General features: G+C 74.9%; 24 protein-coding genes. 17 read left to right on the top strand and 7 right to left on the bottom strand.

The features are described from left to right. The first annotated feature begins 95 nt into the window (after window positions 1-95). From DQ240_RS02630 to DQ240_RS02595, 8 genes are all read left to right on the top strand, one after another. A complete protein-coding gene (locus DQ240_RS02630) occupies window positions 96-2,501 on the top strand; it encodes a hypothetical protein (protein WP_113838104.1) in 2,406 nt (801 codons plus the stop codon). 449 nt (window positions 2,502-2,950) lie between these two features. Next, entirely contained in the window at window positions 2,951-4,126 is a 1,176-nt protein-coding gene (locus DQ240_RS02625; RefSeq protein ID WP_158548498.1) for an FAD-dependent oxidoreductase, read from the top strand. Next, entirely contained in the window at window positions 4,113-5,186 is a 1,074-nt protein-coding gene (locus tag DQ240_RS02620) for a hypothetical protein (RefSeq protein WP_113838102.1), read from the top strand. The genes DQ240_RS02625 and DQ240_RS02620 overlap by 14 nt, the downstream gene beginning before the upstream one ends. Continuing rightward, window positions 5,183-5,968, top strand: a complete 786-nt coding sequence (locus tag DQ240_RS02615; protein ID WP_113838101.1) for an NAD-dependent epimerase/dehydratase family protein — start codon at window positions 5,183-5,185, stop codon at window positions 5,966-5,968. The genes DQ240_RS02620 and DQ240_RS02615 overlap by 4 nt, the downstream gene beginning before the upstream one ends. Beyond that, complete coding sequence (locus DQ240_RS02610; RefSeq protein WP_158548496.1) at window positions 5,965-6,777, top strand: sugar phosphate isomerase/epimerase; 813 nt, start codon at window positions 5,965-5,967, stop codon at window positions 6,775-6,777. Before DQ240_RS02615 ends, DQ240_RS02610 begins: the two co-directional genes overlap by 4 nt. Next, window positions 6,774-7,589: a glycosyltransferase family 2 protein gene (locus tag DQ240_RS02605; protein ID WP_113838100.1), complete on the top strand. Its 816-nt coding sequence runs from the start codon at window positions 6,774-6,776 to the stop codon at window positions 7,587-7,589. Before DQ240_RS02610 ends, DQ240_RS02605 begins: the two co-directional genes overlap by 4 nt. Next, window positions 7,586-8,038 (top strand): GtrA family protein, encoded by a 453-nt coding sequence (locus tag DQ240_RS02600; RefSeq protein WP_158548494.1) that lies wholly within the window; start codon window positions 7,586-7,588, stop codon window positions 8,036-8,038. The genes DQ240_RS02605 and DQ240_RS02600 overlap by 4 nt, the downstream gene beginning before the upstream one ends. 177 nt (window positions 8,039-8,215) lie before the next feature. After that, on the top strand, window positions 8,216-9,067 hold the full coding sequence (locus DQ240_RS02595; RefSeq protein ID WP_233498442.1) for a DNA-3-methyladenine glycosylase: 852 nt from the start codon (window positions 8,216-8,218) through the stop codon (window positions 9,065-9,067). A 66-nt stretch (window positions 9,068-9,133) separates the two neighbouring features. Here DQ240_RS02595 and glmS read toward each other — a convergent pair whose 3' ends face one another. The 4 genes from glmS to cofD all read right to left on the bottom strand — a co-directional run bounded on the left by glmS (window position 9,134) and on the right by cofD (window position 14,160). Next, on the bottom strand, window positions 9,134-11,023 hold the full coding sequence (gene glmS / locus DQ240_RS02590; protein ID WP_113838097.1) for a glutamine--fructose-6-phosphate transaminase (isomerizing): 1,890 nt from the start codon (window positions 11,021-11,023) through the stop codon (window positions 9,134-9,136). 113 nt (window positions 11,024-11,136) lie between these two features. Beyond that, on the bottom strand, window positions 11,137-12,006 hold the full coding sequence (gene rfbA / locus DQ240_RS02585) for a glucose-1-phosphate thymidylyltransferase RfbA (protein ID WP_113838288.1): 870 nt from the start codon (window positions 12,004-12,006) through the stop codon (window positions 11,137-11,139). 29 nt (window positions 12,007-12,035) lie between these two features. Further along, window positions 12,036-13,073 (bottom strand): coenzyme F420-0:L-glutamate ligase, encoded by a 1,038-nt coding sequence (locus DQ240_RS02580; RefSeq protein ID WP_255410861.1) that lies wholly within the window; start codon window positions 13,071-13,073, stop codon window positions 12,036-12,038. Between the two features lie 115 nt (window positions 13,074-13,188). After that, entirely contained in the window at window positions 13,189-14,160 is a 972-nt protein-coding gene (gene cofD / locus DQ240_RS23525; protein WP_233498440.1) for a 2-phospho-L-lactate transferase, read from the bottom strand. A gap of 322 nt (window positions 14,161-14,482) precedes the next feature. Here cofD and DQ240_RS02575 point away from each other — a divergent pair, with 322 nt between their 5' ends. Together DQ240_RS02575 and DQ240_RS02570 are read left to right on the top strand one after the other, a co-directional pair. After that, window positions 14,483-14,725: a WhiB family transcriptional regulator gene (locus tag DQ240_RS02575; RefSeq protein ID WP_233498468.1), complete on the top strand. Its 243-nt coding sequence runs from the start codon at window positions 14,483-14,485 to the stop codon at window positions 14,723-14,725. 115 nt (window positions 14,726-14,840) lie between these two features. Beyond that, window positions 14,841-15,680, top strand: a complete 840-nt coding sequence (locus tag DQ240_RS02570; protein WP_233498439.1) for a hypothetical protein — start codon at window positions 14,841-14,843, stop codon at window positions 15,678-15,680. Here DQ240_RS02570 and DQ240_RS02565 read toward each other — a convergent pair. Genes DQ240_RS02565 through DQ240_RS02555 form a run of 3 tightly spaced genes read right to left on the bottom strand, consistent with a single transcriptional unit; the run spans window position 15,655 to window position 17,892 of the window. Further along, the gene (locus DQ240_RS02565) at window positions 15,655-16,608 is read right to left on the bottom strand and encodes a hypothetical protein (protein ID WP_147261924.1); all 954 of its coding nucleotides are present in this window, start codon (window positions 16,606-16,608) and stop codon (window positions 15,655-15,657) included. The two genes, DQ240_RS02570 and DQ240_RS02565, sit on opposite strands and share 26 nt — an antisense overlap. A gap of 44 nt (window positions 16,609-16,652) precedes the next feature. Then, window positions 16,653-17,120, bottom strand: a complete 468-nt coding sequence (locus DQ240_RS02560; RefSeq protein WP_113838093.1) for a metallopeptidase family protein — start codon at window positions 17,118-17,120, stop codon at window positions 16,653-16,655. A 19-nt stretch (window positions 17,121-17,139) separates the two neighbouring features. Next, window positions 17,140-17,892, bottom strand: a complete 753-nt coding sequence (locus DQ240_RS02555) for an SDR family NAD(P)-dependent oxidoreductase (RefSeq protein ID WP_233498438.1) — start codon at window positions 17,890-17,892, stop codon at window positions 17,140-17,142. 111 nt (window positions 17,893-18,003) lie between these two features. Here DQ240_RS02555 and DQ240_RS02550 point away from each other — a divergent pair, with 111 nt between their 5' ends. The 7 genes from DQ240_RS02550 (at window position 18,004) to manA (ending at window position 25,325) form a co-directional block, all read left to right on the top strand. Continuing rightward, window positions 18,004-18,354: a DUF3499 domain-containing protein gene (locus DQ240_RS02550; RefSeq protein WP_029432628.1), complete on the top strand. Its 351-nt coding sequence runs from the start codon at window positions 18,004-18,006 to the stop codon at window positions 18,352-18,354. Window positions 18,355-18,430: 76 nt separating this feature from the next. Next, the gene (locus DQ240_RS02545; protein ID WP_113838091.1) at window positions 18,431-19,795 is read left to right on the top strand and encodes a phosphomannomutase/phosphoglucomutase; all 1,365 of its coding nucleotides are present in this window, start codon (window positions 18,431-18,433) and stop codon (window positions 19,793-19,795) included. After that, window positions 19,792-20,010 (top strand): Trm112 family protein, encoded by a 219-nt coding sequence (locus tag DQ240_RS02540; protein ID WP_113838090.1) that lies wholly within the window; start codon window positions 19,792-19,794, stop codon window positions 20,008-20,010. The genes DQ240_RS02545 and DQ240_RS02540 overlap by 4 nt, the downstream gene beginning before the upstream one ends. Next, on the top strand, window positions 20,007-21,152 hold the full coding sequence (locus DQ240_RS02535; RefSeq protein ID WP_113838089.1) for an SIS domain-containing protein: 1,146 nt from the start codon (window positions 20,007-20,009) through the stop codon (window positions 21,150-21,152). The genes DQ240_RS02540 and DQ240_RS02535 overlap by 4 nt, the downstream gene beginning before the upstream one ends. A gap of 73 nt (window positions 21,153-21,225) precedes the next feature. After that, entirely contained in the window at window positions 21,226-22,179 is a 954-nt protein-coding gene (locus DQ240_RS02530; RefSeq protein WP_113838088.1) for a DUF808 domain-containing protein, read from the top strand. A 42-nt stretch (window positions 22,180-22,221) separates the two neighbouring features. Beyond that, window positions 22,222-24,018, top strand: a complete 1,797-nt coding sequence (locus DQ240_RS02525) for a glycerol-3-phosphate dehydrogenase/oxidase (protein WP_113838087.1) — start codon at window positions 22,222-22,224, stop codon at window positions 24,016-24,018. A gap of 128 nt (window positions 24,019-24,146) precedes the next feature. Then, the gene (gene manA / locus DQ240_RS02520; protein ID WP_113838086.1) at window positions 24,147-25,325 is read left to right on the top strand and encodes a mannose-6-phosphate isomerase, class I; all 1,179 of its coding nucleotides are present in this window, start codon (window positions 24,147-24,149) and stop codon (window positions 25,323-25,325) included. The last annotated feature ends 49 nt before the right edge of the window (window positions 25,326-25,374 follow it).

Raw genomic sequence — 25,374 nt, 5'->3', positions numbered from 1 at the left:
ATCCCCCGGTGCCGGCCACCCCGGTCCCCGGGCCGTCCGCCCGGTCGCGCGCGACGACAGCGCCGACCACGGACGGAGACCGAGAACGAGGCAGTGTGAAGCTCGACGGAACGATGACCCGTGACGAGGCCGATCCCGTCACGACCGCCACGCGGGTGCCCTCCGGCGCGCCGGACGCGGCCGGGGCGCCGAGCACCCGGGGCGGGGCGCGGCGGGGCGCGGCGCGGTCCGCGGTCCCCGGTGGGCGCGGCCGGCTGCGGCTCGTGCTGCGAGTCGCGAGCCACGTCGTGCCGGTGCTCTTCGTCCTCGCCTATGCAGCGCTGCACGCGCGGCGGTTCGCCTACGAGGTGCCCACCTTCCACCTCGACGGGGCCTTCCAGACGGTGAGCGGGCTCCTCCGCATCGCCGACGGCGAGTGGCCCGGTCGGGACTTCTTCCCGTACCTGGGGATCGGGCCGGTGCTGGCCATCTACCCCGTGTTCGCGCTGCGCGGCGGCGACCTGGCCGACTCGGTGTTCTCGTCGCACTTCGTGACGCTCGTGGCGTTCCAGTTCCTCGTCGGCGTCGTCGCGGCCCTGGTGTTCTCCCGTCGCCGGGGCCTGGCGATGGTGTGGGGGATGGTCGTCCCCACGGTGCTGGTCGCCGTGACCAACTTCTGGCCGAGCATGTGGTGGGCCAGCGCCGGCGACCTCGCCATCGCCGCGTTCCCGGGCAACAGCCTCCGGCCGATCCGGGCCGTCGCGCCGTACCTGCTGGCGGCCGTGGCCCTGGTGGCGCTGCGCGAGCGGTGGACGCCGCGCCGGGCGGCGGTCGTGGGCGCGAGCGCCGGGCTGATCGTCGCGCTGTGGTCCAACGACTACGGGCTGGTCTCCGGCGGACTCCTCCTGGCGGTCGTCACCTTCCAGGTGCTGCGCCGGGGCCTGGGCGACCGCCTGCGCGGACTCGGTGCCCTGTGGGGGGCCGCGCTCGTCGGCTTCCTCGTCTCCGGCTTCGCCGCGACCGCCGGGCACTTCCCGACGATGTTCCGCTACAACTTCTCCGACGTCCGCGGGGACCAGAGCTGGTACTTCGCGTCCTGGGAGGAGCCCTACCGCGTCTACTCCCTCGGTGACCTGGTGCGGATCATGGATGCCGAGAACGTGCTCCTCACCCTCGTGGTCCTCGTCGCCGTGGCGGTGTACGCGCTGCTCCGGCGGGGCTGGGGTTCCCTGCTGCTCACCTACGTCGGCGGCTCGCTGCTCGCCGGCGGTCTCGCCGGGACCATCGGTGGGCACCAGGGGATGTACTTCTGGTCGTTCCACCTCTGGGGGACGGTGGTCCTGGTCATGGCGGCCGCGCGGGCGCTGACCGTCGCGGTCCCGTGGCTCCTCCAGCGGCGCGGGGGGATCGGCCGTTCCTGGGTGGTCGCGGGCCGTGCCGTGCTCGCCGCCGCCGTGGTCGGCGCCCTCGTGGTCACCGGCTCCCTGGGCGTGGACGACATGCGCGACGCCCGGGACTCCCTCGCCGAGGACCCGGAGTACGTCTTCGAGCCGCGGCTCGGGGGCTACCTCTCCGTCTACTTCCGCGACCAGGTGGCCGCCGTCGACCAGGCCGGCCCCGACGTCGTTGAGGAGTACATGGGCCTGGCGGGCGCGCTGACGGGACCCAACCGGGACCTGCCGGTGGACTCGGTGATCGCCGCGCTGGGCAGCCAGCGCGCCGTCTTCGAGGAGGAGATGGAGGAGCGGACCCACGACCTGGTGGCGACCACGGTGCCCGGGCTCAGCGACTGGGTGTCGTGGAACGTCAGCGCGAACTGGTGGTTCTACCGCTCCCTGTTCCGGTCCTACGAGCCGGTCCAGGTGTCGCCGACGACCCTGCACTGGACGCCGGTGGCCCCGGCGGAGTGGGCGGACGTCCCCTGCACGGTGCAGGACGGCGAGGCCGTGCTGGGCGCGGAGGAGGCCGGGCTCTACGAGGTGACCCTGGACTACGTCGGCCCGGGCGCGAACGCGCGGTCGTTCACGATGGTCGAGAACAACATCAACATCGCGGCCAGCGCCCGCGGGTTCGTGCCGCTGGACCCCGGCGCCGAGAGCCAGCGGTTCCCGGTCGCGGTGAACCAGCCGACGCCCGGCGGGACGACGATAGCGATGCGGGACATCTCCCCGGACGACGAGCCGCTCACGACCGTCACCGGCTGCTCGGCGTCGGCGATCACGGTCCCGGACGGCGCGGCCACGATGCAGTACTTCTCGTACCTGATGCGGAGTCCGGTCGACCTGACCGACACCTACTGGACCCGTGGCGTGGCCAACGACACGGCGGCCTTCTTCGTCCCGAACACGGTGCGCAACCAGGAGGAGTTCGAGGACGCGCGGGCGGTGCGCTTCTCGGACGGGGTGGTCCGGACCATCCGCGCGGTGGAGCCGAACGGACCGTGGCTGGACATCCGCCTCGAGGGCCCGCCGCTCGACCCAGCCGTGGCCGGCGCCCCGAACTCCTTCACGCTCCGGCCGTAGCCGCTCGCGGCTGCCGCTCGCCCGTCCCCGCAGGTGCGGGTCCCGGAGGGGACCCGCGCCTGCGGGGACGTCGGCATGCGCGGACCCGCTCCCGGAAGGGCCTCGCCACGGAGGAGCAGCTCGACGAGCCGGCGGCGCCGGCTGCGTGTCGGAGCGGGCAACATCTGCCGAACCGGTCCGTCCGCTCTGCCGAGGTCTCGCCCGGCGGCCCGCCGGGGTGTCGTCCGGGCGGGTCCGGTTCTGGCGACCCGGCCCGTCGACGCCGTGTCCTCGCAGGTCAGCGGTCCGTGGCCCGTGTCGCCTGTGACGGGTGTGACGGACGGGACCGCTCCAGCCGAGCCGGTCTCGTTTCGGCGACTTTTGGGCTGTAGCGGTCCGTATTCGCGCCGTTACGCTTCATTTGCCGCACAACGCGGACCCCCACACCGAACGCCGCAGAGGAGCCCCCCGTGGTCCGAGCTCTCCGCGAGTCCCCCGCGGAGCCGTCGATCCCCCAGCCCCGTCGCACGTACGAGGGCCAGGAGCTCGCCGGCCGGGGCGCCTCGGGCGAGTGGGACGTCGTCGTGGTCGGCGGCGGCTTCTACGGCTCCTCGCTCGCCGCGCAGGCCGCCCGCAGCGGAGCCCGCGTCGTCCTCCTCGAGGCCCGCGCCGACCTCCTGGGCGGGGCCAGCTACTTCAACCAGGCCCGGGTGCACGGCGGCTACCACTACCCCCGGTCCCTGCGCACCGCCGGCCGCAGCCAGGCCTCGTACGAGGCCTTCATGGCGCGGTACTCCGGTTGCGTCGTCGACGACTTCCTCTGCATCTACGCCGTGGCCCGCGGGTCGCTGACCAACGCCCGCAAGTTCCGGCGCGTCTGCGACTACATCGGGGCCCCGCTGATGGATGCCCCGGTCTCGGTCCGCAAGATGTTCAACTCCGCGACCGTCGAGGCCTCCTGGGTCGTCCGCGAGGCGGTCTTCGACGCCGTGCGGCTGCGCGAGCTGGTGCGCGAGGAGCTGGACGAGGCCGGCGTCACCGTCCGCCTGGGCACGCCGGTCGCCGGCGTGCAGGAGCGGCCCACCGGTGTCGAGGTGGTCCTGGAGGACGGCGAGCTCGTCACCGCCGGGCAGGCGCTCGTGTGCACCTACGGTGAGGGCATCAAGGCCCTGCCGGCGGGCGTCGAGTACGCCGGCCTGCACTGCGAGCCGTGCGAGATGGCCCTGGTCGACCTCCCGGACGCGCTGCGCGGCAAGGGCGTGACCGTCATGGACGGCCCGTACTTCTCGCTCATGCCGTTCCCCTCCACGCCGTACCACACCCTGAGTCACGTGCGGTACACCCCGCACGGTTCGTACCCGACGTACGAGCAGGCCGCCGCCGCCCTCCGGGGCGGTCTGGCGAGCCGCGCGGACTGGATGATCCGCGACGCCGCGCGCTTCGTGCCCGCCATCGGCGAGGCCGTGCACCGCGAGTCGCTGTGGGGCGTCAAGTCCGTCCCCGCCCGCCGAGACAGCGACGACGCGCGCCCGGTCGTGCTCCGTCGCTCCGACGGTGGCCGGGTCCTGTCCCTCCTGGGATCCAAGATCGACAACATCGGTGACGCACTCCGAGTGGCTGAGGAGCACCTCCGTGACGCTGTTTGACACCCAGACCCTTCCCGAGGCGACCGAGGCCGGTACGCCGCGCGCCGACGTCGTCGTCCGCACCCCGGCGCCCGCCGCGCGGACCGGCACGTTCCTGAGCGTCGTGGTGGTCGCCGAGGGCGCTCCGGCGGAGGTCGAGCGCGACCTCGCCGCCCTCGACGCCGTCGTCTCCGCGGCCTACCCGGTGCACGAGATCGTCCTCGTGCTCCCCGGCGCCCGCGGCCGCATCGCCTGGGCCCGCAAGCTCGCCGAGCAGCAGGCCAACATGCAGGTCCTCGGCCTCGTGAAGGGCGTGCGCGACGAGGTGGCGTTCACCGCCGGCCTCGACGGCGCGCTCGGCGACATCGTCGTCACCGCCCGGCTGGGCGTCGACGACCCGGAGGACATCGTCCGCTGCGCGGGCATGGTCAGCGACGAGACGGCGGTCGTCGTCGGCCTCAACAAGGCCGACCCGGCCGGGCGACGGGTCGCGCTGCGGCTGAGCCGCGCCCTGGCCAGCCGGAGCATGGGCGAGGAGATCGCCACGGTCAGCCTGGGCCTGCGCGGCTACAGCCGGCCGGCGCTCGACGCCTGGCTGCCCCGTCGTGACCGCGACCGGGTGCTGCGCCTCCTGCCCTCGATCTCCGGCTACCCCTGCGCCGTCATGGAGTACACCTCCGGCGCCCGCCAGCACCCCCGGCCGGCGAGCAGCTTCCGGCAGGTCGTGCGGTCGATCTTCTACGCCAGCGGCCGCCCGCTCCGCGTGGCCGTCGGCATCTCGATGGCCGCGAGCCTGGTCAACGTCATCTACGCGCTCTACGTCGCGATCATCGGCGCCTCGGGCGATGCGGTCGCCGGCTGGACCTCGATGAGCCTGCAGATGTCCTTCATGTTCCTGCTGCTCAGCGTGGTCATCGGGATCATGGCCGAGTTCATGTTCCAGGCCAACGAGACGGCCAACGAGCGGCCGATCTACCGGGTGGCCTTCGAGGCGACCAGCTCGGTGCTCGCCGCCCGCGACATGCTCAACGTGGACGCCGAGGCCGCCGCCGTGCGCGACGAGTCCCGGACCGACGCGTGAGCGCCGCGCGCCGACGGGCGCTCATCGGCTGGACCGGCTTCGTCGGCGGCGAGCTCGACCGGCGGATCGCCCCGGTCGCCCGGTTCCGCAGCACCGACATCGACCAGCTCCCCGCCGCCGACGTCGACGAGGTCGTCTGCGCCGGCGCCCCGGCCGAGAAGTGGAAGGCCAACGCCGAGCCCGAGGCCGACCGGGCCAACATCCAGCGGCTGATCGACGCCCTGGACCGCAGCAGCGCGCGCTCCTGCGTGCTGGTGAGCACCGTCGACGTCTACAGCGACTCGCGCCAGGCCGACGAGGACACCGCCGCCGACACCGCGCAGGAGCAGGCCTACGGGCGGCACCGCGCGCTGCTCGAGCGGTTCGTCACCGAGCGGTTCGAGGACTCCCTCGTCGTCCGGCTGCCCGGCATGTTCGGTCCCGGGCTGAAGAAGAACCTGGTCTACGACCTCATCCACCAGCCCGGGGCCCGGTTCGCCCACGAGGACTCGACCTTCCAGTTCTACGACGTGCGCGACCTCTGGGGTCACGTGCTCCTCGCCCGCGACGCCGGCCTGCGGGTCGTGAACCTCGCGACCGAACCCGTGTCCTCGGCGCAGGTCGCCCGGGAGTGCTTCGGCGTCGAGTACTCGTGCACCGACCGGCCGCAGGTCGCCTACGACCTGCGCACCGCGCACGCCGCCCGGCTCGCCGGCCGCGACGGCGCCTACCTGCGCTCGGCCGGCGAGGTGCTCGCCGGCATCCGCGCGTGGGGTGCGGCGCTCGTGGGGGCTCCTGCGTGAGGCTCGCGTACTCCAACCTCGCCTGGCCGGCCGAGCTCGACGACGCCGTGCTGCCCGAGCTCCCCGAGCTCGGGTTCGCCTCGCTCGAGGTGGCCCCCACCCGGTTGTGGGACGACCCACTGGCGCAGGGACCCGACGAGGTCGCCCGGGTCCGCGCCGCCGCCGAGGCGGCGGGCGTGCGGATCGTGGCGCTGCAGTCCCTGCTGTTCCAGCGCCCGGAGCTGCAGCTGTTCGGGGACGCCCAGGCCCGCCGGGGCCTGGCCGACCACCTCGTCGGGATGGCCCGCCTGGCCGCCGGCCTCGGCGCGACCCGGCTGGTCTTCGGCTCGCCGGGCAACCGCCGCCGCGGGGACCTGCCGGTCGAGCAGGCCGACGAGATGGCCGTCGAGCTGTTCGCCGGCATCGGCGCCCGGGCCGCCGACCTCGGGGTGTGCTTCTGCATCGAGGCCAACCCCGAGGTGTACCGCTGCGACTACCTGACCGACGCGGTCGCCTCCACGGCGTTCGTGCGAGCGGTCGACTCGCCCGGTGTCCGGCTGCACCTGGACACCGCCTGCATGGCCCTGGCCGGGGACGACGCCGCGGAGCGGGTCCGCGCCGGCGCCGACGTCCTCGCCCACGTGCACGCCAGCGCGCCGCAGCTCGGGCCGGTCGGGCCCGACGGCCCCGTCGACCACGAGGTCGTCGCCGCCGCCCTGCGCGAGGTCGGCTACGAGGGCCACGTGTCGGTGGAGATGCTGACCGTCGCCGACGACCCCCAGGGCGCCGTCCGGCGCACCGCGGACTATGTGAGGAAGACCTACGAGTGACCAACGACCTCCTCGTCGACGCCACGACCGCCGGGTGGGCGGTGCCCCGCGCCGACGTGCACGTGCTGCGCGAACGCGGTAGCCGCTACGTCGTGCTCATCCCCGTGATCAACGAGGGCGAGCGGATCCTCGGCCAGCTGCGCCGCATCCAGGACCTCGGGCTCGGCCTCGACGTCGTCGTCGCCGACGGCGGCAGCACCGACGGCTCCAACGACCCGGAGCTAATGCGCGACCTCGGCGTCCGCGCCCTGCTGGTCAAGCGGGACTCCGGGAAGCTCTCGGCGCAGCTGCGCATGGGCTTCGCGTTCGCCCTGACGGAGGGCTACGACGGCGTCATCACCGTCGACGGCAACGGCAAGGACGGCGTGGACGCGATCCCGCGCTTCGTCGAGGCGCTCGACGCCGGCGGCGACTTCGTCCAGGGCTCCCGGTACGTGCCGGGCGGCGCGGCCATCAACACCCCGCGCGAGCGCACCCTGGCCATCAAGCTGTTCCACGCGCCGCTGACCTCGGTCGCCGCGCGCCGGCGCTACACCGACACGACCAACGGGTTCCGCGGCCACTCCCGCCGGCTGCTGTCCGACCCGCGGGTGGCGCCGATGCGCGAGGTGTTCGACACCTACGAGCTGCTCGCCTACCTGCCGATCCGCGCCGCCCGGCTGGGGTACCGGTGCGAGGAGGTGCCGGTCACCCGCGCCTACCCCGACGCCGGCTCGGTGCCGACCAAGATCCACGGCCGGCGTGCCCAGTTCGAGCTCGTCAAGATCCTCTGGCGCGCGGCGCGCGGGCGCTACGACGGCGGGCAGGAGTGACCGCTCGCCGTCCCCAGGTCGGGGTGTTCCTGCGGTTCCTCCTGGTCAACGGCCTGAACACCGGTCTGTACTGGGGCCTGTACCTCGCGCTGCTGCTGATCAGCCCGTACATGGTGGCCAACGCCCTCGCGCTGGTGATCTCCGTCCTCGTGGCCTACGTGGCGAACGCCCGGTACGCGTTCGGTGTGGAGACCTCCCGGTCGTCGCTGGCGCGCTACGTGGTGGCGAACGGGTCGACGATCGTCCTGCGGATGGCGGTGTCCTGGTTGATGGTCGACGTGCTGACCGTGCCCGAGCAGATCGTCCCGCCGGTCGCCGTCGCCGTCACGATGCCGGCGGCCTTCCTGCTCACCCGCTGGGCGATGGCCGTCCCGGCGTCCACGGCGTCGGTGACCGCGCTCGCCGAGGTGGCGCCGGCGCCCCGGGCCGTGGCCCGGCCGGCCGCCTGACCCGGTCCCGGCGGACACCCTCGACCGCGGCGTAGCGTTCGGCGGGTTCCGCTTCCCCGCCTCCCGGAGCAGACCCTGAGCACCGCCACCGCCACCGCCACGGCCCCCGCGGCCCCGCCGGCCTTCACGTCGGCCTTCCGCCCCGACTGGCCACTGGACGTCCGCCGGACGCTGTCGGTGCACCTGCGGGGGACCGGCGACCCCACGCTGCGGTTCGAGCCGGACGCCGCCTGGCGGGTGACCACCACCCCCGACGGGCCGGCCACGGTGCGCATCGCCGTGGTCGCCGGGGAGGTGCGGATCGCCGCCTGGGGGCCGGGGGCGGACTGGGCCGGCCGGCGGGTGCCCGCGTGGCTCGGCGCCGAGGACGACCCCGCCGCGCTCGACTGCCGCGACCACCCGCTGGTGGCCCGGTTGCACCGCACGACGCCGTGGCTGCGGCTGGGCCGGACGGGGCGGACGTGGGACTCCCTCGTGCCCGCCGTCCTCGAGCAGAAGGTGACCACGACCGAGGCGCATCGCGTCTGGCGGGCGCTGCTGCGCCTGGCGGGGGAGCCGGCGCCGGGGCCCGCCCCCGAGGGGATGCGGGTGCCGCCGTCCCCCCGGCGGCTGCTCGAGGTGACCGACTGGGAGTGGCACCGCTGCGGTCTGGACGGAGCCCGTCGCCGCGCCCTGCGCGCCGTCGCCTCGGTGGCCGCGCGCATGGAGCCGCCCGAGGCGCTGGACTCCGCCGACCTGCAGCGGCGGCTGAAGACCGTCCCGGGCATCGGGGTCTGGACGGCGGCCGAGGTGGTGCAGCGGGTGTTCGGCTGCCCCGACACCGTGAGCTACGGCGACTACCACCTGAAGAACCAGGTCGGGTTCGCCCTGACCGGTGCCGCCCGCACCGACGACGACGCGATGATGGCCCTGCTGGAGCCCTGGCGTGGTCAGCGGCACCGGGTGGTGCGGCTGCTGCTGGTCAACGGGAGGGCGCGCGCACCGCGGTTCGGCCCGCGCAACGCGCCGACCGACCACCGGCGCATCTGAGAGGACCTCCCTGCCCCCTCGCTCGCACGCTCGCAGCGGGCACCGGGAGGGAGGCCGACCCGTGCCTCACTCCACGGTGACGGACTTGGCGAGGTTGCGGGGCTGGTCGACGTCGTAGCCGCGGCTGTCGGCGATCTCGCAGGCCAGCACCTGCAGCGGCACCGTGGTCACCACGGGCGCGAGCAGCGTCGGCGTCCGGGGGACGCGGATGACGTGGTCGGCGTAGGGCAGCACGTCGTCGTCGCCGTCCTCGGCGATGACGATGGTGCGCGCCCCGCGGGCCCGGACCTCCTGGATGTTGGAGACGACCTTGCCGTGCACCGACCCCCGGGCCCGGGGTGAGGGGACGACGACGACCACGGGCGTGCCCTGGTCGATGAGCGCGATGGGGCCGTGCTTGAGCTCACCGGCGGCGAAGCCCTCGGCGTGGATGTAGGCGAGCTCCTTGAGCTTGAGCGCACCCTCGAGCGCGACCGGGTAGGCCACGTGCCGGCCGAGGAACAGGATCGTGTCGGCCGAGGCCAGCGACCGGCCCAGCTCGCGGACCGGCTTCATCTGGAGGAGGACCTCCTCGACGGCCTGCGGCAGGCGGCGGAGGTCCTCGACGATGTCGCCCACCTCGTCGGCGTACTTCACGCCGCGGACCTGGGCGAGGAAGAGCCCGACCAGGTAGCAGGCGATGATCTGCGCCAGGAAGCTCTTCGTCGACGCGACCGCGATCTCCGGGCCGGCGTGGGTGTAGAGGACGGCGTCGGACTCCCGCGGGATCGTCGACCCGTTCACGTTGCAGATCGCGAGGACGCGGGCCTTCTGCTCCTTGGCGTGCCGCAGCGCCATCAGCGTGTCCATGGTCTCGCCGGACTGGCTGATCACGATCACCAGGGTCGACCGGTCGAGGACCGGGTCGCGGTAGCGGAACTCGCTGGCCACCTCGACCTCGACCGGGATGCGGGTCCAGTGCTCGATCGCGTACTTGGCGATCAACCCCGCGTGGAACGAGGTGCCGCAGGAGACGACGAAGACCTTGTCGATGTCGCGCAGTTCCTGGTCGGACAGCCGCACCTCGTCGAGGACGAGCTCGCCACCGTCGCCGATCCGGCCGAGCAGGGTGTCGGCGACGGCCTGGGGCTGCTCGGCGATCTCCTTGAGCATGAACCAGTCGTGGCCGCCCTTCTCGGCGGCGGCGGAGTCCCAGTCCACGGTGTACGCGGTGGGCTCCACGGCCGTGCCGGCGAAGTCGGTCACGGTCAGGCCGCGCTCGCGGTGGATCTCGACCACCTGGTCCTGGCCGAGCTCGCGGGCCTCGCGGGTGTGCGCGATGAACGCGGCGACGTCGGAGCCGAGGAAGTACTCGGGCGTGCCGTCGGCGGTCTCGCCGATCCCGACGACGAGAGGGCTGTTGCGCCGGGCGGCGACCACCGCGTCCGGCTCGTCCGCGTGCGTGGCCACGAGGGTGAAGGCGCCCTCCAGCCGCCGCGAGACCACACGCATGGCCTCGGCGAACCGGTCGGGTCCGGCGGGGAGCCCGTCGTAGGCGGCGGCCAGCAGGTGCGCGGCGACCTCGGTGTCGGTGTCGGACCCGAACTCGGTGCCGGCGGCCTCGAACTCCTCCCGCAGGGCGGCGAAGTTCTCGATGATCCCGTTGTGGACCACCGCCACCCGGCCGTCGGTGGACCGGTGCGGGTGGGCGTTGCGGTCGGTGGGGCCGCCGTGCGTGGCCCACCGGGTGTGCCCGATCCCGACGGTCGACGAGGGCAGCGGCTCCTCGGCGAGCACCTTCTCCAGGTTGGCCAGCTTGCCCGCCTTCCGGGCCGTGGAGAGCTCGCCCCCCGCGGCGTTCCCGACCCGGACCGCCACCCCTGCCGAGTCGTAGCCCCGGTACTCCAGCCGGCGCAGACCCTCCAGGACGACGCCCAGGGCCTCCTGCGGACCGACGTAACCCACGATGCCGCACATGGAGGCCGAGACTAACCGTCCCGTCACGTCCGACCCCGGGGTGCGCGTGACGCATGGTGGGCCCTGGGGCGCCTGGGGACCGGGCGTGTCCGGACCCACTCCGCGGAGTGGGGTCAGCGGGGCTCGGCGAGCAGCCCCAGCAGGTAGACCCCGTACCCGCTCTTGCCCAGCGGCTCGGCGATCGCCTGCAGTTCGGCGTCGGACAGCCAGCCCTGGCGCCAGGCGACCTCCTCGATGCAGCCGATCTTCAGGCCCTGCCGTTCCTCGACGACCGAGACGAACTCCGTCGCCTGGCGCAGCGAGGCGAAGGTGCCGGTGTCCAGCCAGGCGGTGCCGCGGTCGAGCACCGTGACGGTGAGCCGGCCCTGGCGCAGGTAGTGCTCGTTGACGGCGGTGATCTCCAGCTCGCCGCGGGCGCTGGGCGTGATGTCGCGGGCGACGTCGACCACCGACGACTCGTAGAAGTAGAGCCCCGGCACCGCGTAGGAGCTCTTGGGCCGGACCGGCTTCTCCTCGATGGAGAGCACCCGGCCCGCGCCGTCGAACTCCACGACGCCGTACTCCTGGGGGTTGGCCACGTGGTAGGCGAAGACGTGCCCGCCGTCGGGGTCGGGCAGCCGGCCCAGGGCGGTGCCCAGGCCCGCGCCGTAGAAGATGTTGTCGCCCAGGACCAGCGCGACGGACTCGGCGCCGATGAACTCCGCGCCGATGAGGAAGGCCTGGGCCAGCCCTTCGGGGCGCTCCTGGACGGCGTACTCGATCCGCATGCCCAGCCGGCTGCCGTCGCCGAGCAGCGCCCGGAACGCGGCCTGGTCGCCGGGGGTGGTGATGACCAGCACCTCGCGGACGCCGGCCATCATCAGCGTGGAGAGCGGGTAGTAGACCATCGGCTTGTCGTAGACCGGCATGAGCTGCTTGCTCACGGCCTGCGTGATGGGGAAGAGACGGCTCCCCGTGCCCCCGGCCAGGATGATCCCGCGCATGGGGGTGGACGCTACCGACTCCGTGCAGGTCAGGCCGGGGTCGAGCCCAGCCACAACCTCCCGACGAGTGAGGAGCCGCCCGGCGTGCCGACCGGCTCCCAGCGGGTGGCCCAGCCCTCGGCGTGCAGCTGGACGACGACGGCCCCGAGCACCGCGCCGAGGTTGAGCGCGGTGGTCACCGTGGCCCGCTCCGGCAGGTGGACGTCGACCACGCCGTCGCCACCGCCGTAGCGCAGCACCACCGGGAAGTCGGGGAGTGCCGCGGCCGCGACGCGGAAGGCCTCGGCGACCGCATCGAGGTCACCGGGCCGCGGGACGACCTCGGCGGCCGGCCGGCGGCTGGGCACGAGGTCGCGGGTGCCGAACCGGAACAGGTCACCGGGCCCCAGCCGGACCAGGGGCCGGGTGCCGGTGTCCTCGGCCGGTGCGGGAGCCGCCCAGCCGCGCACGACGGCCACCGGCAGCCCGGCGAGCTTGCCCTTGACCAGGTCCGCGGCGGCGGCGAGCTCGTCGACGACGGCGACCTGCGTGGTCTCCAGCCGGTTGCCGTGCGCGTCGACCGTGCCGCGGAAGTCGGTGAGGGCGGCGATCCCGGCCGCGCCCACGGCGACGTCGGTCAGCCCCTCCCGCCAGGTGCGGCCGAAGGTGTCGCTGACGACCACCGCCACGTCGACGCCGAGCAGCTCGGCCAGGCGTGCGCGCAACCGGCGCGCCGAGGCGTCGGCGTCCTCGGGGAGCAGCACCAGGGCGTCCCCGGCGACGTTGGAGGCGTCGATGCCGGCGGCGGCGACCACCCAGCCGTGCCGCGTCTCCACGATCCGCAGCGGTCCCCGGCGGGCGACCACGCGCACCGTCTCGCCGTCGATGGCCCGCTGCCGGGCGGCCTCGCGGTCCTCGCCCGGTGCGACGGGCACCAGCCGGCCCTCGACCTTGGCGACGACCTTGGAGGTGACGACGAGGACGTCCCCGTCGGCCAGCCAGGGCGCCGCGGCGGCGATGGCGGCGGCCAGGTCGTCGCCGGGGGAGAACTCCGGCAGTCCGGGCACCGGATGCACCGACAGTCCCACCGGTGGCCCCTCGTCAGGGTCCCGCGCCGAGCGTGCGAGAGAAAGGACCTCGCCCCCCTCATGCCTCGCGAGCTCGGCACGAGCCTCTGGGCGAGGCCGAGAGCGCGGTCCTTCGTCAGACACCGGCGGCGTCGAGCGCGGCGCGGGCCAGGGCCGCCGTCGCGTCGGGGTCGGACATGAGCAGCGGGACCTGGCGGACGTCCACGCCGGGCACGTCGGCGGTGTCGCCGGGGGCGACCAGCCAGGCGTCGAGCAGCCCGCCGTCGGAGCGCGCGCCGTAGTGCCGCCCGACGCCCTCGGCGCTGACCTCGACGCCGACGACGGGCAGGCACCGGTCGGCCATCCCGCGCACCGGTCCGCCGCCGACGATGGGGGAGACGCCGACGACCCTGCCCTTCGTGGCCAGCAGCGCGTCGCGCAGCCCCGGGACGCCGAGCACCGTGCCGATGGACACGACCGGGTTGGACGGCGCCAGGAGGACGGCGTCGGCGCGGGCGAACGCCTCGGCCACGCCGGGCGCGGGACGGGCATCGTCCACCCCGACCTGGACGAACCCGCTGGCGGGCAGCTCCGCACGGTGGCGCACCCACCACTCCTGGAAGTGGATCGCCGCCGGGCGCCCGGAGTCGGGATCGGTGACGACGACGTGGGTCTCCACCCTCTGGTCGCTCATGGGGAGCAGCTCGACACCCGGCTGCCACCGGTCGGCCAGTGCCGCGGTGACCTGCGACAGCGGGTAGCCGGCGTCGAGCATGCGGGTGCGGATCAGGTGGGTGGCGAGGTCGCGGTCGCCGAGACCGAACCAGGTGGGCTCGGCGCCGTAGGCGGCCAGCTCCTCCTTGACCCGCCAGCTCTCCCCGGCCAGACCCCACCCGCGCTCGGGGTCGATGCCCCCGCCGAGGGTGTACATGACCGTGTCGAGGTCCGGGCAGATGCGCATCCCGTGCAGGGTGACGTCGTCGCCGGTGTTGACCACGGCGGTGATCCGTGACGCGGGGGTGACGTCCCCGAGGGCGTCCTTGAGCCCGGTGAGGAACCGGGCGCCGCCGATGCCGCCGGCGAGTACGACGATCTCCACGAAGTTCATGGTGCCCCATGGGCAGTTGTCGACTGTTCGCCCGGCGTGTCGCGGCGCGGAACGAGATCTGACGAATGATCTGTGACTCGTGGGGCTCCTGTGGTCATTTGGTTACACCATGCGAAGTTGACGGTCACCCAACGACACGCGTGTAATTCCCGCGGTGTCACCGAGAGCTGAGCCCTGGGAACGTCCCGGGGATCGCCCCGGCGACGAGGACGAGAGGGGACGCATCGTCATGGCAGAGGTGTCGTGGTTGAGCGATCACGTGAGCGCGTCGGAGCGGTCGGCCGACCGGGGGACCGTCGCCTCGACTCCGGCCTTCGGCAGCCTGCTGGGGCTGGGTGAGGACGACGCGCCCTCGTGGCAGGAGCGCGCCCTGTGCGCCGAGACCGACCCCGAGGCGTTCTTCCCCGAGAAGGGCGGCTCGACCCGCGAGGCGAAGAAGATCTGCACCGGCTGCGAGGTCAAGGCCGAGTGCCTCGAGTACGCGCTGGCCAACGACGAGCGATTCGGCATCTGGGGCGGGCTCTCCGAGCGGGAGCGCCGTCGGCTGCGCCGCCGCGCCGTCTGACGGAGGACCCCCTCGGCCCCCCACCGCTCGCGAGCTCGCGGCGGGCCCCTGCCAGGGGCCGACCGCAGGTCGACATCGCAGCCGCTGACAGTCCGCTGTCGGCGGCTGTGGTCGTATGGCGGTCGTGCAGACGCGGGTGGTGAGCGGCCACGGGGACGTCGTCCGCGAGCTCCGGGCCGCCGCGCCGCTGATGGCCGCGCTGCGTGCGCCGATCCCGGCCCGCGCCCCGTGGCTCACCGCGGTCCTGAACGTCACGGCCGCCCGATGTGGCAGTGGTCGCCCGGTCGCCGTGGTGGTCGAGCGCGAGCCCGGGCAGGGGCCGGACGGCCTCGCCCTGCTGACCGCCCGCCGGCGCGGACCCGCGCTGCACCTGACGCTGCTGGGCGACGGGCTCGGTCCGCTGCCACCGGGACGCCCGCCCGCCCGGCTGCTCGCCCGGGACGACGAGGTCGCCGCGCAGCTGGCCGCCGGCGTGCTCGGACTCGTCGCCGGCCGTCGCGCCCCGTGGCAGCTGTCGCTGTCCGGTCTGCCCCTGGGCGACCCGACCTCGCGGGCGCTGGGCTCCCTGCGCCCCGAGGCCGCCTTCGGCACGGCGCGCACCGCCCGGCTGGTCGACCGGCTGGACGACCTCGGCGCTCCCGTCGTCCGCAGCCGCGACCCCCGCGAGGTCGAGCGCCTGCTCCCCGCCCTGCTGGTGGCGCAGCCGGACACGCGGTCCCGCCTCCTGCTCCGCGCGACGGCGCGGCTGCACGCGTCGGTGGGTCAGGTGGAGGTGGCCGTGGCGGCGGAGGGGGCGTCCGTGCGCGCGGCCCTGCTGACCCTCGTCGACGGCGTCGACCGGCAGCCCTGGGTGGGCTGCGGGGAGCCCGCCGCCCTCGGGCAGGAGATGGGCGCGCCGGCCACTTCGCTGCGCCTGGCCGACCGCTGGTTCAACCGGCCCGCAGTACCGCGCTGAGCCCGGGGTCGGGGACCGTCTCGGCCCGGTCGGTGCCCAGGAAGAGGGTGCCGTCCGCCGCCGCCCAGCGGCCCGGCCCCGCCGGCTCCGCGGCGCTCAGCGACACGGTGAGCTCGTAGACCCGGCCGGTGTAGACCGGGGGGTCGCCGTTGGGCCGCGTGTAGGTGGGGAACCGCCCGGTGAGGCGCAGCACCTCGTCGTCGTCCGTGGTGGTCAGCGCGGGGGAGGGCAGGTCGGCGTACTCCACCGGCCCGGGCGCGCAGCCGGCCGCCGCCGGATCGGCGGGCGCCTCGCCCGCCAGGCAGTTCCAGGTGGGCAGCCGGACGTGGGCCAGCGCCGTCCCGTCGGTGCGCCGGGTCACGCTGACCGCCGCAGTGGTCACCGTGGTGCCGACCGCCCGCCGCTCGAGGACGACGGGCGCGAAGGTCAGCCGCCCGGCCCAGCCGCCGGGGTCGAGCGGGACCGACAGGGCGGCGAGCTGCCCGGCGCCCGGCTCGCCGGCGGCCGGGGCGGGCGGCACGGGGGGCAGGGCGGGCACCGGCCGGGCGGACGTCGACGGGGTCGCCGCCCCGTCCTCGGCCGGGTCGCCGGCGGGGTCCCGGGTCACGGCGGCGATCACCGCCAGCGTGCCGAGCAGGACCAGGGCGGCGGCCCCCATGGCCGCCACCACCCGACCCGCGGACGGGCCGGTCGCGCCGGTCGGGTCGACGGCCGGTCGCTCCCGCGCCGCGGCCGGCGTCGCGCCGGGGGTCCCGGGAGGCGCGGCGTGGAACGACGGCAGGTCGTCCTGCAGGAAGGCCGGGCGCGGTCCGGCCGGTGCGGCCGGGCCGGTCCGGGTCCGGCGCCGGAGGGCGGGGGAGGCCAGCGCCGCGGCGGCGGCCAGCCCCAGGACGCCGAGCACGGCCCAGAGCACGGCGACGGCGTCCATCGCGCCCAGCATCGCAGGGGCGGCGGCGCCGACCGGCGTCCGGATCAGCCGGTGGGGTCGATCTCCTCCGGGTCGCGACCCAGCAGCACGGCCACCTGGTCGACGACGACGTCGCGCACCAGGTCGGCCAGGTCGTCGCGGTCGTGCGCCCGGATCTCCAGCGGCCGCCGGTAGACGATGATCCGCGCGGGCACCTCCCGGCCGCCCTCGCGGTGGGCGGGCAGCACGCGCGCCAGCGGGACGCTGCTGTCGTCGAGCACGTCGGCGTCGAGGACGACCTCGTCCGGACTGGTGTGCTCCACCCACGGGACGTCCTCGACGGCGAACTCCACGCCGGCCAGCTCCCGCTCCCAGCGCCGTTCGAGCTCCTCGACCGCGTCGAGCACGAGGTCGTCGAACTGCTCGGCGCGGCTGCGCGACAGCGGGACCTCGGCGGGCACCAGCCGGCCACGCAGCCCGCGGCCGTGGCGGTCCCGGCGGGACCGGGCCGGTCGGCGGGGAGGTCGGGTCATGGCGACAGGAGAGTACGTCTCAGCGCGGGAGCCGGCGCCACAGCGCGCGGGGGACCACCCGCATCAGGGCGGCGACCGGTCCGAGCGCCCGCGGCACCCAGACCACCTGGCGGTCGGCGGCCAGGGCCCCGGCGACCGCGTCGGCCACGGCGTCGGGGGTGGTCGACAGCGGTGCCGGTGACATCCCGGCGGTCATCCGCCCGATCACGAACCCGGGGCGGACCAGCAGCAGCCGCACCCCCGAGCCGGCGAGCGCGTCGGCCAGCCCGGAGGCGAAGCCGTCCAGCCCCGCCTTCGCCGATCCGTAGACGTAGTTGGCCCGGCGGACCCGCGCCCCCGCCACGGAGGAGAAGACGACGATCCGGCCCCGGCCGGCCTCCCGGTACCGCTGCGCCAGGAGGGTGAGCACGTGCACCTGCGCGACGTAGTCGGTATGCACCAGGGCCACCGCCGCCGCCGGGTCGCGCTCGGCGGTCGCCTGGTCGCCGAGGACGCCGAAGGCGACCAGGGTCGTGCCGGGCAGGCCGTGCCGGCGCTCGACCTCGGCGAGGACGTCGGCGTGGGAGGCCAGGTCGTCGGCGTCGAACTCGACGCGGTCGACGGTGAGCGCCCCGGCCGCACGGAGGGCGCGCTCCTCGTCGTCGAGATCGCCGGCGCGCCGGGCGGCGAGGACGACGTGCCGCGCGCCCGCGGCCACCAGCCGCTGCGCGACCGCCAGACCGATCTCGCTGCGTCCGCCGAGGACGAGGACCGGGTCGCCATCGGTGCCCATGGGGTCCATCGTGCAGGATGTGTCTCCTGCTCTCGTCACTCCGAAAACCCGGTGCGCCTGCTCCCGTCGTCGGCGTCTCGCGTCTACTGTCCAGGGCGTGAGGAACCGGTGGTGAGGCAGTCACGTCGCTGCTCGCGCAGCGGCTGCGCGCAACCGGCAGCGGCGACCCTGACCTACGTGTACGCGGAGTCCACCGCTGTCGTGGGACCCCTGGCGACGTTCTCGGAGCCGCACAGCTACGACCTCTGCGAGTTCCACGCCCAGCGGCTGACCGTGCCGCGCGGCTGGGAGGTCGTCCGGCACGAGATCGACGTCGACGACGTCGGCCCGACCGGGGACGACCTGCTCGCCCTGGCCGACGCGGTGCGCGAGGCCGCGCGGCCGGAGCCGCCCCGCGACCCGGCCGACGACGGCCGGGGCACGCGCCGCGGCCACCTGCGGGTCCTCCCCGACCTCAGCTGACGCCCGGTCCTCCTAGGATCAGCGGGCGCGAGCGGCCGGGGAGCCGTCGCGCGACCCGGCGAGGGGCGACGAACACGTGGTGGACCTGAGTTCGATCATCAAGGCCTACGACGTCCGCGGCGTGGTGCCCGACCAGTGGGACGAGCACGTCGCCCGCCGCATCGGCGCCGCCTTCGCCGAGTTCGTGCACGCCGAGACCGGCGCGACCGCCGTCGTCACCGCGCACGACATGCGCGACTCCTCCGTCCCGCTGTCGCGGGCCTTCGCCGAGGGCGTCCTCTCCCGCGGGGTGGACGTCGTGGAGGCGGGCCTCGGCTCGACCGACCTGCTCTACTTCGCGGCCGGTTCGCTCGACGTCCCCGGTGCGATGTTCACCGCGAGCCACAACCCCGCCCGGTACAACGGCATCAAGCTGTGCCGGGCGGGGGCGGCGCCGATCGGCCAGGAGTCCGGGCTGGTCACCATCCGCGAGCTCGCCGAGCGCGACAGCTACGACCGGACGCCGGACCGGCAGGCCGAGATCGCCCAGCGCGACCTCCTCGCCGAGTACGCCGCCCACCTGCGCTCGCTCGTCGACCTCTCGGGCATCCGGCGGCTGCGGGTCGTCGTGGACGCCGGGAACGGCATGGGCGGGCACACCGTCCCGGTCGTGCTCGCCGACCTCCCGCTGGACGTCGTCCCGCTGTACTTCGAGCTCGACGGCAGCTTCCCCAACCACGAGGCCAACCCCCTGGACCCGGCGAACCTCGTCGACCTGCAGGCCGCCGTGGTCCGCGAGGGCGCCGACATCGGGCTGGCCTTCGACGGCGACGCCGACCGGGTCTTCGTCGTCGACGAGCGCGGCGAGCCGGTCAGCCCCTCGGCGATCACCGCGCTGGTCGCCGTCCGCGAGCTGGCCAAGGGCCGCGGGACCACGATCATCCACAACCTGATCACCTCGCGGGCGGTCCCGGAGATCGTCCGCGAGCACGGCGGGGAGCCGGTGCGCACCCGCGTCGGCCACTCGTTCATCAAGGCCGAGATGGCCCGCACCGACGCGGTCTTCGGCGGCGAGCACTCCGCCCACTACTACTTCCGCGACTTCTGGCGCGCCGACACCGGCATGCTGGCGGCGATGCACGTGCTGGCCGCGCTGGGGGAGCAGGGCCGGCCGCTGTCGGAGCTCACCGCCGCGTACAGCCGCTACGCCGCGTCGGGCGAGATCAACTCGACCGTCACCGACGCCGCCGCACGCACCGCCGAGGTCCGTGCGGCCTACGAGGACGCCGAGGGCGTCACGATCGACGAGCTCGACGGGCTGACCGTCGAGCTGCCCGACGGCTCGTGGTTCAACCTGCGGGCCAGCAACACCGAGCCGCTGCTGCGGCTGAACGTCGAGGCGCCCGATGCGGCGTCCATGGAACGGCTACGGGACCGAGTACTGGAGATGGTGCGCGCATGACCGCAACGACCGAGCCCGCGCGGGGACCGCTGGGGCTGGACCCCGCCCTGCTGGAGATCCTCGCCTGCCCCGACACCCACCACAGCCCGCTGACGGTCGACGAGGCCGCCGCCGAGTTGCTGTGCACGACGTGCGACCGGGCCTTCCCGGTCCGCGACGGCATCCCGGTCCTGCTGCTCGACGAGGCCCGTCACCGGGGGACCTCCGGCGCATGACCTCCCCGGAGCTGGCCGAGGAGGTCCTCGACGACCTCGAGGTGCTGCGGGCCCGCGACCCCCGGGGGCTGCTGCCGGCCGTGGCCGGCGCCGGCGCCCAGGTGCGGGAGACCACCCGGCTGGTCGAGGAGTCCGGGCTGGCGCGGGTCGCCGACGGCGGGCGTCCCCGCGGCCTGGTCATCGTGGCCCGGCGCGAGGGGGCGGTCGCGGCGTCGGTGCTGCGCGCCCTGCTGGGCCCCACGAGCCCGGTCACCGTCGACGTCGTGCCGGGGCCGGACCTGCCGGTGTGGACCGGGCCGACCGACATCGCCGTCGTCGCCACGCGGACCGGCGCCGGCCGGTACGCCGTCGCGCCCGCCTACGAGGCGGCCCGGCGGGGCGTGACCCTCGTCGGCATCGGGGCCGAGGACGCGCCGCTGCGCGCGGCCTGCTCGACCGCCCGCGCGCCCTACGTCCCGCTGCCGCGCTCGCGGGTCCAGCACACGACGCTGTGGTCGCTGCTCACGCCGCTGCTGAAGCTCGCCACCGACCTCGGGCTGGTGCCCGCGAGCACCGCCGACCTCGCCGCGATCGCCGACGCCCTCGACGAGGTCGCCCGCGAGTGCGGCCCGGCGCAGGAGTCGTTCGTCAACCCGGCCAAGACCCTCGCCCTCGAACTGCTCGACGCGCTCCCGGTGATCGCCGCGGAGGGTCCGCTCGCCGGTGCCGCGGCGACCCGTGTCGCCGACCAGCTGGAGACCCTCGCCGGGCTGCCGGTCACCACGTTCCGGCTGCCCGACCAGCGGGTGGCCGCGCGGGCGGTGCTCGGCGGGCCGCTGGCCCCGCACGCAGGCGAGGACGACTTCTTCCGCGACCGCGCCGAGGACGCCGGCCGCCGGCTGCGGCTGCTGACCATCCGCGACACCGACGCCGGTGACCACGACGGGCACGGCGAGCGGGAGCCGCGCTCGGCGGCCGAGGCGATGCACGAGGTGCTGCGCACCGCGGCCACGGCGAACGTCCCGGTGAGCGGCCTCGCCGAGCACGGGGAGCCCGAGCGGCACGGGCGGATGTGCCAGCTGGCCCGCCAGCTGGCCGTGGCCGACTTCAGCGCGGTCTACCTCGCGCTCGCCCTGGACCAGGAGCGCGCGCTGCGCTCCTGACCTCCGCGGTCGCGGCCCCCGGCTCGACCGAGCACGATCTGACTCACGACCCCGAACGAGTGGAGGACCTCCCGTGGCGGGTGGACTGGCAGCCCTGTTGGACGACGTGGCGACGCTGACGCGCGCGGCCGCGGCCTCGATCGACGACATCGGCGCCGCCGCCGCGAAGGCGAGCGCGAAGGCCGCGGGGGTCGTCGTCGACGACACCGCGGTGACGCCGCAGTACGTGCGCGGGCTGGCCGCCGAGCGCGAGATCCCGATCGTGCTGCGCATCGCCAAGGGCTCCCTGCGCAACAAACTGCTGTTCATCCTCCCGGCGATCATGCTGCTCAGCGAGTTCCTGCCGGACCTGCTCACCCCGCTGCTCATGCTCGGCGGGGCCTACCTCTGCTACGAGGGCGCGGAGAAGGTCTGGGAGAAGGTCAGCGGCCACGGGCACGGGCACGGCGCGGACGACGAGGGGCCCAAGGACGAGAAGACGATCATCAGCGGGGCCGTGCGGACGGACTTCATCCTGTCCGCGGAGATCATGGTGATCTCGCTCAACGAGGTCACCGACGAGGCGTTCGTGCCGCGGCTGGTGACCCTGATCGTGGTCGCCATCGCCATCACGGTGCTCGTCTACGGCGTCGTCGCGGGGATCGTGAAGATGGACGACGCCGGGCTGAAGCTCGCCGAGAAGGGCAGCGGCGCGACGGCGCGGTTCGGGCGCGGCCTGGTCAAGGCCATGCCCAAGCTGCTCACCGCGCTGACCGTGATCGGCACCGCCGCCATGCTCTGGGTCGGCGGGCACATCCTCCTGGTCGGCACCGACGACCTGGGCTGGCACGGCCTCTACGACGTCGTCCACCACCTGGAGGAGGGGGTGCACGACGCGGTCGGCGCCCTCGGTGGGGTCCTGGGCTGGCTGACCAACACGATCGCCAGCGCGATCATCGGCCTGGTCGTCGGCGCGGTGGTCGTGGTCGTGGTGATGCTGGTGCAGCGGGTGCGCGGGAAGGGCCGGGAGGACGCGGCCGCCCACTGAGACGTCCGCCGCGCGTCGGCGCGGGCTGGGACAGTGGGGGACATGGAACGGGGAACCACCGACCGCACGCTCCTGTCGCCCGCACGGCGGCGCGCCGACCGGGACCGCCTGACCTCCGGGGTCGTCGACGTCCTGGTGATCGGCGGCGGGGTCACCGGCGCCGGTGCCGCGCTCGACGCCGCCAGCCGAGGGCTGTCGGTCGGGCTGCTCGAGGCCCGGGACTGGGCGGCCGGGACCTCCAGCCGGTCCAGCAAGCTCATCCACGGCGGACTCCGCTACCTGGAGCAGCTGGCGTTCCCGCTCGTGCACGAGGCGCTGCAGGAGCGCTCCCGGCTGGTCACGACGATCGCCCCGCACCTGGTCCGGCCGCTGCCGTTCCTGCTGCCGCTGACCGCGCCGGTGTGGCAGCGCGCCTACTACGGCGCCGGGGTGGCGCTCTACGACGTCCTCGGTGCGGCGCTGACCGCCGACCGCGGCGTCCCGGCGCACCGGCACCTGTCCCGGCGCGCGGCGCTGGCGGAGTTCCCGGGGCTGCGACGCGACGCCGTCCGCGGCGCGATCCGCTACTGGGACGCCCAGGTCGACGACGCCCGGCACACCCTGGCCGTGGTGCGGACCGCCGCCGGACTCGGCGCGGCCTGCCTGTCCAGCGCCCGGGTCACCGGCCTGCTGCGGGAGGGCGACGGCGAGGACGCGCCGGTCGTGGGTGTGCGCGTCGCCGACCTCACCGACGGTTCGTCCTACGTGGTCCGGGCCCGCAGCGTCATCGCCGCCACCGGGGTGTGGAGCGACGACGTGGGGGAGATGCTGGGCGACACCGCCCCCAGCCTCCGCGTGCGCGCCAGCAAGGGCGTGCACCTCGTGGTGCCCCGGGAGGCCATCGACGGCGGTCAGTTCGCCGGCGCGGCGGGGGGCGTGGCCACCGGCGGCGGCCCCGACGAGCACCGGCCGGGCCTCATCCTGCGGACGCCGACCAGCGTGCTGTTCGTCATCCCCTGGGGCGAGCAGTGGATCGTCGGGACCACCGACACCCCCTGGGTGCTCGACCGCGACCACCCGGCCGCGAGCAGCCAGGACATCGCCTACCTGCTCGACCAGGTCAACCGCGTGCTGGCCCGGCCGCTGACGGCCGACCAGATCGTCGGCGTCTACGCGGGGCTGCGGCCGCTGCTGGCCGGCGAGGCCGACCAGACGAGCCGGCTGTCGCGGGAGCACGCGGTCGTCACCCCGGCCCCCGGTCTGGTGCTGGTGGCCGGCGGCAAGTACACCACCTACCGGGTCATGGCCGCCGACGCCGTGGACGCGGCCACCGCCGGGCTCCCCGGGGTGGCGCCCTCGCGGACGGCGGACCTGCCGCTGGTCGGCGCGCACCGCTGGGCCGCCGTCCGCGACGCCGCGCCGGACCTGGCCGCGGCCGCGGGACTGCCCGAGGAGACCGTCGCGCGGCTGCTGCAGCGCCACGGCGACCAGGTCGGCGCCGTGCTGGCCCTCGCCGCGGGCGATCCGGCACTGGCCCGGCCCCTGCCCGGAGCGCCGGCCCACCTCGCCGCCGAGGTCGTGCACGCGGTCACCGCGGAGGGCGCGCTCCACCTGGACGACGTCCTCACCCGCCGCACCCGCGTGTCGATCAGCACGCCGCACCGCGGGACGGAGTCCGCTCCGGCCGTCGCCGACCTCATGGCGTCGGTCCTGGGCTGGGACGCCGAGCGGACCGAGCGGGAGGTGGCGCACTACGAGGCCCGGGTGGCCGCCGAGCGCGAGTCGCAGCGGATGCCCGACGACCGGACGGCGGACGCCGCGCGGCTGGGCGCGAAGGACGTGCGCGCCGCCGCCGTCTGATGGAGGACCCCCCTGCCCCCCCACCGCTCGCAGGCTCGCGGCGGGCCCCTGCAGCGGGGCCACCCCCTCCGGGTGATCCGGGTCGCCACTGGACCCGGGGACCCGACTCGCCGGTAACCTCCTCGTCGATGTGGCACCTCACCAGCAACGTCCGTCACTACCCGTGGGGCAGCCGCACCGTCATCCCCGAGCTGCTCGGCCGGCCGGCCCCCGCGGAGCTGCCGCACGCCGAGCTCTGGATGGGCGCGCACCCGGACCTGCCGAGCCTGCTGGCCGACGGCCGCCCGCTGGACAAGGCCATCGTCGAGGACCCGGTGCGGCTGCTGGGCCCGCGCGTGCGGGAGCGCTTCGGTGACCGCCTGCCGTTCCTGATGAAGATCCTGGCCGCGGACGCCCCCCTGTCGCTGCAGGCCCACCCGACCATCGAGCAGGCCATGGCCGGGTACGCGGCCGAGGAGGCCGCCGGCGTCCCGCAGGACGACCCGACCCGCACGTTCAAGGACCCGTGGCACAAGCCCGAGCTGCTGCTGGCGCTGACGACCTTCGAGGCGCTGTGCGGGTTCCGCCCGGTCGAGGAGTCCCTGCACTGCCTGGCCAAGCTGCAGCTGCCGGAGCTCAAGCCGACCATCGCCGCCCTGGCCCGCGGTGGCCTGCGCGCCGCCATCCCGCAGCTCATCGCGCTGTCGGGCAAGCGGCGCACCCACCTCGTCGAGGCGGTCGCCCGGCGGGCCGGCCAGTTCGTGGCCGCCGCCGACCCCGAGTTCATCAACACCTACCGCTGGGCCGGCCGGCTGGCCGAGGCCTACCCGGGCGATCCGGGCGTGGTCATCTCGCTGATGTGCAACCACCTCAAGCTGGCGCCGGGTGAGGCGATCTTCCTGCCCGCCGGGAACCTGCACGCCTACCTGTGCGGCGCCGGCGTGGAGGTCATGGCCAGCTCCGACAACGTGCTCCGCGGTGGGCTGACCCGCAAGCACGTCGACCTGGCGGCGCTGATCGAGGTGCTGGACTTCACCGACGGCCGGGTGCCGGTGATGCACCCGGTGCTCGGTCCCGGCGGTCTGCGCTACCCCGTGCCGGTCGAGGACTTCGACCTCACCCGCTGCCAGCTCGACCACCAGTCCGGCAGCCTCACCACGGCCGGTCCGCAGGTGCTGCTGTGCACCGAGGGGGAGGCCGTCCTGGCCGGCGCCGGGGACGACGAGCTGGTGCTCCGCCGCGGGGAGTCGGCGTTCGTGCCGGCCGGTCAGCCGGTGACCGCCCGCGGTCCCGCGGTCCTCTACCGGACCACCACGAACGTGCGCTGAGAACGTCCCCGCGCGGTCCCGTGTGTCTCCCCGGGAGGGGCGGACGGCG

Origin of the sequence: Blastococcus sp. TF02A-26 (assembly GCF_003319125.1) — a bacterium.
Classification (GTDB): domain Bacteria; phylum Actinomycetota; class Actinomycetes; order Mycobacteriales; family Geodermatophilaceae; genus Trujillonella.
Note: the sequence above shows the minus strand (reverse complement) of the source record. Positions and strands in the feature narration are given on the sequence as shown.